Below are 10,420 nucleotides of genomic sequence, written 5' to 3' on the forward strand. Positions count from 1 at the left end.
TCAGCTTTCCGCACGGAGATAGAGGGTGGCGAGTGGCGGCAGGGTGAGATCGAGCGACTGCGCCTCGCCGTGCGTCGGCTGGGGGACGGCGTGGATGGCGCCTTCGTTGCCCATGTCGCTGCCGCCGTAGAAGCGCGAGTCGGTGTTCATGATTTCGCGCCAGACGCCGCCGCGCGGCACGCCGATGCGGTAGTTGTGGCGCGGCGCCGGGGTCATGTTGCAGACGACCAGTACCGGCGCGTGGCCGTCATGGCCGTGGCGGAAATAGGCGAAGACGGAGTTGGACCGGTCGTCGCCCACGATCCAGCGGAACCCGGCAGGTTCGCTGTCGCGCACATGCAGCGCCGGCTCGCGGCGGTAGAGATGGTTGAGGTCGCGCACCAGCCGCTGGATGCCGGCATGGTCGGGATTGTCGAGCAGGAACCAGTCGATCTCGCGGTCGTGGTTCCATTCGCGCTCCTGCGCGATCTCGCCGCCCATGAACAGGAGCTTCTTGCCTGGATGCGACCACATGAAGCCGAAGTACGCGCGCAGGTTGGCGAACTTGCGCCAGCGGTCGCCCGGCATCTTGCCGAACAGCGAGCCTTTGCCGTGCACGACCTCGTCATGCGACAGCGGCAGGATGAACTTCTCGGAGAAGCCGTAGAGCAGGCCGAAGGTCAACTCGTCGTGGTGATAGGAGCGGTGGATAGGCTCGCGCTCCATGTAGAGGAGCGTGTCATGCATCCAGCCCATGTTCCACTTGTAGGAGAAGCCCAGCCCGAGCTCCCGTTCCGAGCGCGTCACACCAGGCCATGCCGTCGATTCCTCGGCGATGGTCACGGCGCCGGGACAGCGTTCCTTGACTACCGCATTGAGGTGACGCAGGAAGTCGATCGCCTCGAGATGCTCGCGACCGCCATAGACATTGGGGATCCAGTCGCCCGCGCTGCGGCTGTAGTCGCGATAGAGCATCGAGGCCACGGCATCGACGCGCAGGCCATCGACATGGAAGCGCTCGAGCCAGTGCAGTGCGCTCGCGATCAGAAAGCCCTGCACCTCGCGCCGACCGAAATTGTAGATGAAGGTATTCCAGTCGCGATGGAAGCCCTCGCGCGGGTCGAGATGCTCGTAGAGCGCCGTGCCGTCGAACCGGGCGAGACCGTGCGGGTCGGTCGGGAAATGCGCCGGTACCCAGTCGAGGATCAGGCCGATGCCGGCCGCATGCAGGCGGTCGACGAACTGGGCGAATTCCTCCGGCGCGCCGTAGCGGCCGGTTGGCGCGAACAGGCCGAGCGGCTGATACCCCCAAGAGCCACCGAACGGATACTCGGTGATGGGCAGCAGCTCGAGATGAGTGAAGCCCATGTCGACGACGTACGGGATGAGCCGCTGCGCCGCCGTTTCCCACGAGACCGTGCCGTTGCCCCGCATCCACGAGCCGAGATGCACCTCGTAGATCGAGATCGGTGCCGTCACCGCCTGTCGTTCGGCGCGCGCCTGCATCCAGGCCTCGTCGTGCCAGCGCCACTGCCGCGGCGAGGCGACCACTGACGCGGTCGCGGGCGACGGTTCGGCCTGCTGCGCCAGCGGATCGGCCTTCTGCGGCAGGCGCACGCCACCGGGCCCCACGATATCGAACTTGTAGCGCGTTCCCGGCGTGATGCGCGGAATGAACAGTTCCCAGACGCCCGCCGGGTAGCGCAGACGCATGGGATGGCGCCGCGAGTCCCAGCTATTGAAGTCGCCGACCACGGCGACGCGGCTGGCGTTCGGCGCCCATACCGAGAAGCCCACACCGTCGACGCCCTCGAAGGTCATGGCGTTGGCGCCCATGGCGCTCGCCAGCTCGAAATGGCGGCCCTCGTTGAAGAGATGCAGATCGAGATCGCCCAGCAGCGGCCCGAAGGAGTAGGGATCCTCCGTCTCCTGAACCGCCTGCGGCCACTTGATCCGGAGAAGGTAGGGCACGTGGTCCGTGACCATGCCTTCGAACAGCCCGTCCTTGCCGTGCTGCTCGAGCGTGGCGATGGGCGTTCTGTCGGTGCGTCGCAGGACTTCCACACCGAGGGCGCCCGGCAGGTAGGCGCGGATCAGGCGGCCCCGCTCCGTATCGCGCGGGCCGAGCACCTTGAAAGGATCGTTGTGGCGTGCGCCGGCGAGGGCTTCTGCTTCCTCGCGGGGCAGGGCAAGGGTTGCGATCTCGTTCACGAGGCGCTCTCCGCTTCCTGGGCGAGAACGCGCAGGGTGTAGCGATGCAGGCCGTGCAGCGGGACGGAGATCCAAGCCGGTCGATTGGCCGCTTCGTAGACGACCTCGTAGGCCGCCTTCTCGATCATGAAGAAGAGCAGCAGATCGGGGTTGTCGAGGCCTTTCAGCTCGCTGACGCCTGCGCTGTACGCCTCGTGGAACGCACGCTGGGAAGCATCGCGCAGCCGGCGCATGAACTTGATGCGCGTCGCCTCCGGCAGCGGCGCATAGGCCGGTGTCTTGGGATCGAGCGTCGTCGCCACGGCATAGTCGAGCGAGCGCATCAGGCCTGCCACGTCCTGCAGCGGGCTCATCTTGGCGCGCCGCTCGGCCAGCGGGCGGCCCGGTTCGCCCTCGAAGTCGATGATGTAGGCGTCGCCCGTCGCGACGAGCACCTGGCCAAGATGGAAATCGCCATGGATGCGCGTCATCAGCGTGCCCTTCCCGGACCGGGCGAGCCGTTCCATCGCCGCCATGAGTTCTTCCTTGTGGGCCATCAGCTCCGCGGCGGCGGCGTCGTCCGCCTCCTTCTCACCCGTCGGCAGCCGGGCAATGCTGTCGTACGCCTTGTTCACCAGGGCATGGGCGCGACCGATCCATTGGCTGACGTCGTCGGCCGTGCTGATGTGCGGCGCGAAAGCGTCGTTGTCGGTTTCGCGGGCGAGGATCACGTGCATCGCCGCGAGCTGGCGGCCGATCGTCGCGACGATGGCGTGGTAGTCCTCGACATGATCGGCGCGGGCTTCGGTCGAGGCTTCGTGCATCGCGAGGTCGTCGACGGCGCGCTTGAACTGGTTCAGCGTCCAGGTCCAGGCGTCGCCCTGGTTGCGCACGAAGGCCTGCGCGACGGCCAGCGAATGGCGCTCGCCCTTGTCGTCGATCCGCACCATCTCGCCGAACAGGGCGGGCGTATTGGCAAACCCCTGCTGGGTAAGATGGCGGCTCATCTCGGCCTCGGGGTGCTGGCCCGCCGAGACGCGTCGGAAGAGCTTCAGGATCGCCGTGTCGTCGACCGTGAGCGAGCTGTTCGACTGCTCCGCCGACAGCCAGCTTACCGTCGCCTCCGGCTTGACCCGCAGCGCCTCGCGTCCGGCCTCGGTCGCGGAAAAGACGATCCTGCCCTCGGGCGATTCGATCTCCTTTCCCTCGGCCATGGCATTCATCAAGGTCGTGGCGAAGCTCTGGATGGCGAAAGCATCGGTCAGCAGGCCGATCCGCCGGCCGCGCCGCACGCGGGCGATCGCAAGCTGCCCGGGCAGGGGGCCGGCCGCCTCGTCCTCCCATGACATGGAGAGCGGGAGCAGCCAGCGGCTCGTGGTGCCGTTGATAAGCGTCTCCGTCTCGGCCATCAGGAGTTCGCGATCGCCGCCGGGAACGGGGGCGGTGTAGGCGATGCGCGCCTGTTCGATCTTCTGGTCCTTGGCCGAGAACCAGCGGCGCTTGTCAAGGTAAGTCGGCAGCACGTCGCGCTCGAGGAGGGCGCTTCCCGATTGCAGCAGTGCGGTGGCGAGCCCCTCGCGTGACAGGACGATCGTCACGAAGTCGGGCAGCGGCTCCGGCGCCGGCGTGTGCCAGGACGGTGCTTCGCTCTCCTTGGCGAGGATGAACCAGTAGAAGCCGAAGGGAGGGAGGGTGAGCAGGTAGGAAAGCTGGCCAACCGGCGGGAAGAGCGAGGCGCCGCTCAACTCGATCGGCACCCGGCCGGTGAATTCCGAGAGCTCGAGTTCGACGGCCTGGGGCGTGCGCGACACGTTGGCGACGCAGAGGAGGGTCTGCTCGTCGCTCTCGCGCAGGTAGGCCAGCACCTTGCGGTTCTTGGGATAGAGGAAGCGCAAGGTGCCGCGGCCGAAAGCGGCATGGGCGCGGCGCACGACCAGCATGCGGCGCATCCAGTGCAGCAGCGAATAGGGGTCACGCGACTGCGCCTCGACATTGACCGTTTCATAGCCGTAGAGCGGGTCCATGATCGTGGGCAAGGCCAGCGTGTTGAAGTCGGCGCGCGAGAAGCCACCGTTGCGGTCGGGCGACCATTGCATGGGCGTGCGGACGCCGTCGCGGTCGCCGAGGCGGATGTTGTCGCCCATGCCGATCTCGTCGCCGTAGTAGATGACCGGCGTGCCAGGCATCGACAGCAGCAGGCAGTTCATCAGCTCGATGCGGCGGCGATCGCGTTCCAGGAGCGGCGCCAGCCGGCGCCGGATGCCGAGATTGATCCGCGCGCGCCGGTCGGTGGCGTAGGTTTGCCAGAGGTAGTCGCGCTCCGAGTCGGTCACCATCTCCAGCGTGAGCTCGTCGTGATTGCGCAGGAAGATTGCCCACTGGCAGGTGTCGGGGATCTGCGGCGTCTGCCGCATGATATCGGTGATCGGGAAGCGATCCTCGCGGGCGAGCGCCATGTACATGCGCGGCATCAGCGGGAAGTGGAACGCCATGTGGCACTCGTCGCCCTGGCCGAAATACTCCTTTGTGTCCTCGGGCCACTGGTTGGCCTCGGCGAGCAGCATGCGGTCGGGATAGAAGGAGTCGATCTCGGCGCGAATGCGCTTCAGGATGGCGTGCGTCTCGGGCAGGTTCTCGTTGCTGGTGCCCTCGCGCTCGACGAGATAGGGCACGGCGTCGAGCCGCAGCCCGTCGACCCCGAGATCGAGCCAGAAGCGCATCACGCTCAGCACCGCCTCGACGACCCGCGGATTGTCGAAATTGAGGTCGGGCTGGTGCGAATAGAAGCGGTGCCAGTAGTAGGCGTTGGCGACCGGGTCCCAGGTCCAGTTCGAGCGCTCGGTATCGATGAAGATGACGCGCGTGCCCTGATACTTCTGGTCGTTGTCGGACCAGACGTAGAAGTTGCGCGCCGCCGATCCGGCCTTGGCCTTGCGCGCGCGCTGGAACCACGGGTGCTGGTCCGAGGTATGGTTGATGACCAGCTCGGTGACGATGCGCAATCCGCGCCGGTGGGCGGCGGCGATGAAGCGCTTCACGTCGGCCATCGTGCCGTATTCGGGATGCACGGCGCGATAGTCGGAGATGTCGTAGCCGTCGTCGAGGCGCGGCGACGGATAGAAGGGCAGGAGCCAGATCGTGTTGACGCCGAGGTCGGCGATGTAGTCGAGCTTGGAGATCAGGCCGGGAAAGTCGCCGATACCGTCGTTGTTGGAGTCGAAAAACGACTTCACATGAAGCTGGTAGATGATCGCATCCTTGTACCAGCAGGGCACGCGCATCGAGAGGTCGGTCGCTTCGGCGCGGCGCGTGAATTCCTTGCTCTGGATATTCATGCGCCGTCTCCTTGCAGCGGTGCGAGACGCCAGATGGCGAAGGGCAGCACGCCCGGATCGAGCCGCAGCCGCTGGCCCTTGCCCGACCAGGTGAAGCGGTGGCCGGTGATCAAATCCTCGGCGGCGAGCGAGCCGCTGTCGGACAGCTTCCATTCCCACAGCGGCAGCTCGAAGTCCGTTTCCTGCGGATGGTGCGGATCGAGGCTGACGGCGACCAGGATCATGTCGTCCTGCCCGGATCGCGTGCGGCCATAGACCATCATCTGGTCGTTGGTGGCGTTGTAGAACCGGATGCCGCGATGGCTGTGCAGGGCGGGATTGGTCCGCCTGATGCGGTTGAGCGCGGTGATTTCCGCGGCAATGTTGCCGGGCGCGTTCCAGTCGCGCACGCGGATCTCGTATTTCTCGGAGTCGAGATACTCCTCGCGGCCCGGCAGAGGCGCCGCCTCGCAGAGCTCGAAGCCCGAATACATGCCCCACAGCCCCGAGGTAGTCGTGGCCAGCACGGCCCGGATCAGGAAGCCGGCGCGGCCGGAAGTCTGGAGGAAATGGGGATTGATGTCGGGCGTGTTGACGAAGAAGTGCGGGCGAAAGAACTCGACCGGCGCGGTTGTGGAGAGTTCGGTCAGGTACTCCACCAGCTCGTGCTTGGTGTTGCGCCAGGTGAAGTAGGTGTAGGACTGAGAGAAGCCGACCTTGGCCAGGCGATACATCATCTTCGGCCGGGTGAAGGCTTCGGCCAGGAAGATCGCATCGGGATGGCGGCTGCGCACGTCGGCGATCATCCACTGCCAGAAGGGCAGCGGCTTGGTGTGCGGATTGTCGACGCGGAAGATCTTGACGCCCTGTTCGATCCAGAACAGCACGACGTCGCGCAGCGCCTCCCACAGCGCCGGCACCGCTCCCGATGCGTAGAAATCGACGTTGACGATGTCCTCGTACTTCTTGGGCGGATTCTCGGCGTGCTTGATGGTGCCGTCCGGCCGGTGCCTGAACCAGTCGGGATGCTGCTTGAGCCAGGGATGGTCCGGCGAGCACTGGATCGCGAAGTCGAGCGCGATCTCGAGCCCATGCCGGTGCGCCGCGGCAACCAGGCGGCGGAAATCCTCGAGGCCGCCGAGTTCGCGATGGATCGCATCGTGCCCGCCCTCGGCGCTGCCGATCGCATAGGGGCTGCCGAGATCGCCTGGCGCGGCCTTGAGCGCATTGTTGCGGCCCTTGCGCGCCGTCGTGCCGATCGGATGGATCGGCGGAAAATAAAGTACGTCGAACCCCATGTCGCGAATGCGCGGCAGGCGTTCGATCACGTCGGTGAACGTGCCGTGACGCCCGGCGTCGCTGGTCTGCGAGCGCGGAAAGAGCTCGTACCAGCTCGCGAAGCCCGCAGCGGGCCGCTCGACATCGAGCGGCAACGGCTCGTGACGGGTGACGAAGGGCGGGTAGGCCCCGGCCTCGACCAGCTCCTTCTCCTCGGCGACCTCGACGGAAACGTCCATGCCGGCTTCGCGCTTGACCTTCATCGCATGGCGCACGGTGGCGAGCTCGTCGAGCCACGCCTCGACGGTGAACAGCCAGCGGCCGACGCGCTGCGGCGTCATGGCTGCCTGCCAGCGGTCGTTGGGCAGCGGTGTCATGGGGGTTCTGTTCCAGCTCTTCTGGTCGGCCGCCTTCCACAGGAGCTCGGCACCCAGCACGTCATGGCCGTCGATGAAAATGTCGGCCTCGACGATGACGGTCTCGCCGACGATGCGCTTGGCGGCGAACGGGCCGCCCTCCACGCGCGGCGCCAGGTTCTCGATCACGATGCGGGGCGCTTTCGTCGCGTCGCGCAAGGCATCCTTGCGCCTGGGCCGCGCCTCGACGATGGGCGGCTCGGGCTCGAGCGCCATCAGGCGAACTTCGCCCGGTTCGAGAGTGGCATTCGCAGCCGAGGGCGTGGGCAGCGCGACCGGGATGGAGCGCACGCGGCCAAGATCGCTGTTGATGCAGAGTGCGCTCTCGCCGTTGCGCGACTGCACGACCGAGACCGGACTGCCCGATCCGGTCAGGGCCCGCCATTCCCCGGCAACCCTCACGGCCGCAGGGACCAGGGTCGAGTTGGCAGCGCCGATGTCGGGCGCGAGATCACCGTCGGCCTCGCGCTCCATCTCGACGAAGTCGGCGGGCTCGCCGAATCGCGGGTCCAGCTGGCGGCGCGTCATGAACTCGAAGCCCATCGGAACGAGGAGACCACCGCCGCTCAGCGCCGCGATTTGCAAGGTGCGGCGGGAGAGCGCGAGTCGGCGCTCCGAACTGGGCTCCTGCGCCCCGAGGCGTTCCTCGAACGGCGCCTCGGCAACGCCGATCGGCGGCGCCACGCGCTGCAGGATGTTGTGTTCCTCGATGTACCAGCTCGCCCGGCCATCCCACCATGGCGTCGAGGCGAAAACCGCATCGAGACCCGTCTCGGGGAAGCTTGCCGCCCGCTCCCAGGACAGGCCGAGCGTCCAGCCCAGGAACCGGCAGCCTGGCGTCTCGCGCCGCGTCGCCTCGATCATGAGGCGCAGCGCCGAGGCCGGTATGCGCTCCAGCCCCAGCAGGCGAAAGCCCGCAAGCCCCGCCTCGACGAGCGGTGGCAGCCGCTCGGCCCACCAGTCGGCGAAGGTCTCCGCCTCCTCGAAGCGGGCGGGTACGGCGCGGAACGGCGACGCCGGCTGACGCGGATCGATGAACATGCCGATGCGCTCGGGCGCACCGAACAGGTCGGGAAACAGGAGCGCCGTCTCTCCCGCGGCGGCGACGCGATCGATCATGAGGTCGGCCAGAAGATTCAGCCCGGCGGCGGCCGCCCGTTCCGCCATGGTCCGCACCACCGCTTCAGCGGGGCCGTCGATCCCGAGGGCGGGATCGGACCGGTCATGCTGGCCGGTCAGGAACAGGTCGCCGTCGGGACCCGGCGCGAACGGCGGCGCGACGCAGACGTGGTCGAACCCCATGCCGGCGATCCGCTTGAAATGACGGTCCCAGTCCGATACCGGGCCGGCAAGGCGCGGATGAAGATAGTAGATCTTGAACGGAGCAGGCCGGGATGGCGCAGAGCTCGGACTCGTTACGCCAGTCGACTGGGCTGGGGCGTTGGGCTGAAGCGCCATACGGGTAAAACGCAGATTTTCCATATGGTTCCGCGCCTTCCTGCGATATATGGACTTGACTGGCGCAGCCTTCCTGCGTTGGGGGCAGTCGGCTGCGCAGTCCCGGAATAAAGCACATCATGCCGCACCGGGACTGTAACCCCGGGCCGAGAGGCGAGGCCGTGTCGTCGGTGCTAGCGAAAGGTCCCTCGCCACGCATCGGATGACAAGTTTTTCGTCATCGACGCGATACGCAAGGATGACACATTCGGTCGGGGTCAGGTCGTGACGCGGATCGACGGGGCGCCGCTTTCGGCGCGCCCGATGATGCGCGCACCAGGACAGCCGGAATCACGGGTCCTGCGCAAGATCACCTCTGCCGCGCCCGGCGCACAGGCGATCAGGAGGCCGCCCGATGTTTGCGGATCGGCCAACAGGTGACGCTTCCAGTCCGGCGTTCCCGCCGGCAGGACGACATCGTGGCCGTAGCTCGCCCAATTGCGGTGCGAGGCGCCGGTAACATGCCCTTGCCGGGCAAGTGCCGCGGCGTCTGTCATCGTGGGCACGGCGTCGGCCTCGATGACGAGCGTGAGGCCGGAGCCGCGCGCCATCTCCAGCCCGTGACCCAGCACGCCGAAGCCCGTGACGTCGGTGACGGCATGCACATCCCGGTCGGCCGAGAGCTCGGCGCCGACCTTGTTCAGGAGTGTGGTCGTGCCGATCATCTCCTGATAGGCCGCGGGCGCGAGCGCGTTCTTCTTGATCGCGGCCGAGTAGATGCCGACGCCGATCGGCTTGGTGAGGATCAGCACATCGCCGGGCTGGGCGCCGGAATTGCGCCGCACCTGCTCGGGCCGGCAAGTGCCGATCACGGCGAGGCCATAGACCGGCTCGGGGCAGTCGATCGAATGACCGCCCGCGACGGGAATGCCGGCAGCGGCGCACACCGCGGCGCCGCCCTTCAGGATCTCGCGCACCATCTGGGTCGGGATCTTGTCGACCGGCATGCCGAGGATGGCGAGCGCCATCACCGGCCTGCCACCCATGGCGTAGACGTCGGAGAGCGCGTTGGTGGCGGCGATGCGGCCGAAGTCGAACGGATCGTCGACCATCGGCATGAAGAAGTCGGTGGTGGCGATGATGCAGGTGTTGTCGTCGACCTGCCACACCGCGGCGTCGTCGGAAGTCTCAGTGCCGACCAGAAGCTGCTTGTAGATGGGGGCCGCCGGCTGGTCGGCCAGCAACTCCTGCAGCACCGAGGGCGCGAGCTTGCAGCCGCAGCCGCCGCCATGGGCGAGGTCAGTCAGTCTGAGGGTGGTCTCGGTCATGGGCGATCCTCGGTTGCTCGGGGCTGCGGCGCCGATGGTAGGATCGACCCATGGCGGCGGACAAGGACTACGAGATCGTGGTGGCCGGCGGCGGCATCGCCGGTCTGTCGGCGGGACTCGCCACCGCGCGGCTGGGCCGTCGCACACTGGTGCTCACCGGCGACGTGCTCGGCGGCCAGCTTCTCAGCATCGAAAAAGTGGAAGGATACCCTGGCTTCCCGGAAGGCGTGCCCGGCTACGACCTGTGCCCGATGGCGCAGGAGCAGGCGGTCGCCGCCGGCGCCGAATGCGTCGCCGGCGAGATGACGGCGCTGTCCGCGAAAAACGGCGGCTGGGCGCTGGCCACCGCCGAGGGCGAGGTGACGGCACGCGCCGTGATCCTCGCCACCGGCACCCATCTGAAGACGCTTGGCGTTCCGGGCGAGGAACGGCTGACCGGCAAGGGCGTCAGCCACTGCGCGACCTGCGATGCGCCGCT

The 10,420-nt window shown here is 67.2% G+C and carries 5 protein-coding genes; 1 reads left to right on the forward strand and 4 read right to left on the reverse strand.

Going from position 1 to position 10,420, the window contains the following annotated elements:
* From glgB to selD, 4 genes are all read right to left on the reverse strand, one after another.
* Window positions 1-2,190, reverse strand: a complete 2,190-nt coding sequence (gene glgB / locus VH499_RS20075) for a 1,4-alpha-glucan branching protein GlgB (RefSeq protein WP_332054526.1) — start codon at window positions 2,188-2,190, stop codon at window positions 1-3.
* A complete protein-coding gene (treS, locus tag VH499_RS20080; RefSeq protein ID WP_332054531.1) occupies window positions 2,187-5,450 on the reverse strand; it encodes a maltose alpha-D-glucosyltransferase in 3,264 nt (1,087 codons plus the stop codon). Before treS ends, glgB begins: the two co-directional genes overlap by 4 nt.
* 50 nt (window positions 5,451-5,500) lie before the next feature.
* Window positions 5,501-8,659 (reverse strand): alpha-1,4-glucan--maltose-1-phosphate maltosyltransferase, encoded by a 3,159-nt coding sequence (locus VH499_RS20085; protein ID WP_332054527.1) that lies wholly within the window; start codon window positions 8,657-8,659, stop codon window positions 5,501-5,503.
* 233 nt (window positions 8,660-8,892) lie between these two features.
* Complete coding sequence (gene selD, locus VH499_RS20090; RefSeq protein WP_332054528.1) at window positions 8,893-9,942, reverse strand: selenide, water dikinase SelD; 1,050 nt, start codon at window positions 9,940-9,942, stop codon at window positions 8,893-8,895.
* Between the two features lie 50 nt (window positions 9,943-9,992).
* Between selD and VH499_RS20095 the strand changes: the two genes are divergently transcribed.
* On the forward strand, window positions 9,993-10,420 hold a 428-nt coding region (locus tag VH499_RS20095), incomplete at its 3' end, for an NAD(P)/FAD-dependent oxidoreductase (RefSeq protein WP_332054529.1).

This window comes from Reyranella sp., assembly GCF_036558665.1.
Taxonomy (GTDB): Bacteria; Pseudomonadota; Alphaproteobacteria; order Reyranellales; family Reyranellaceae; genus Reyranella.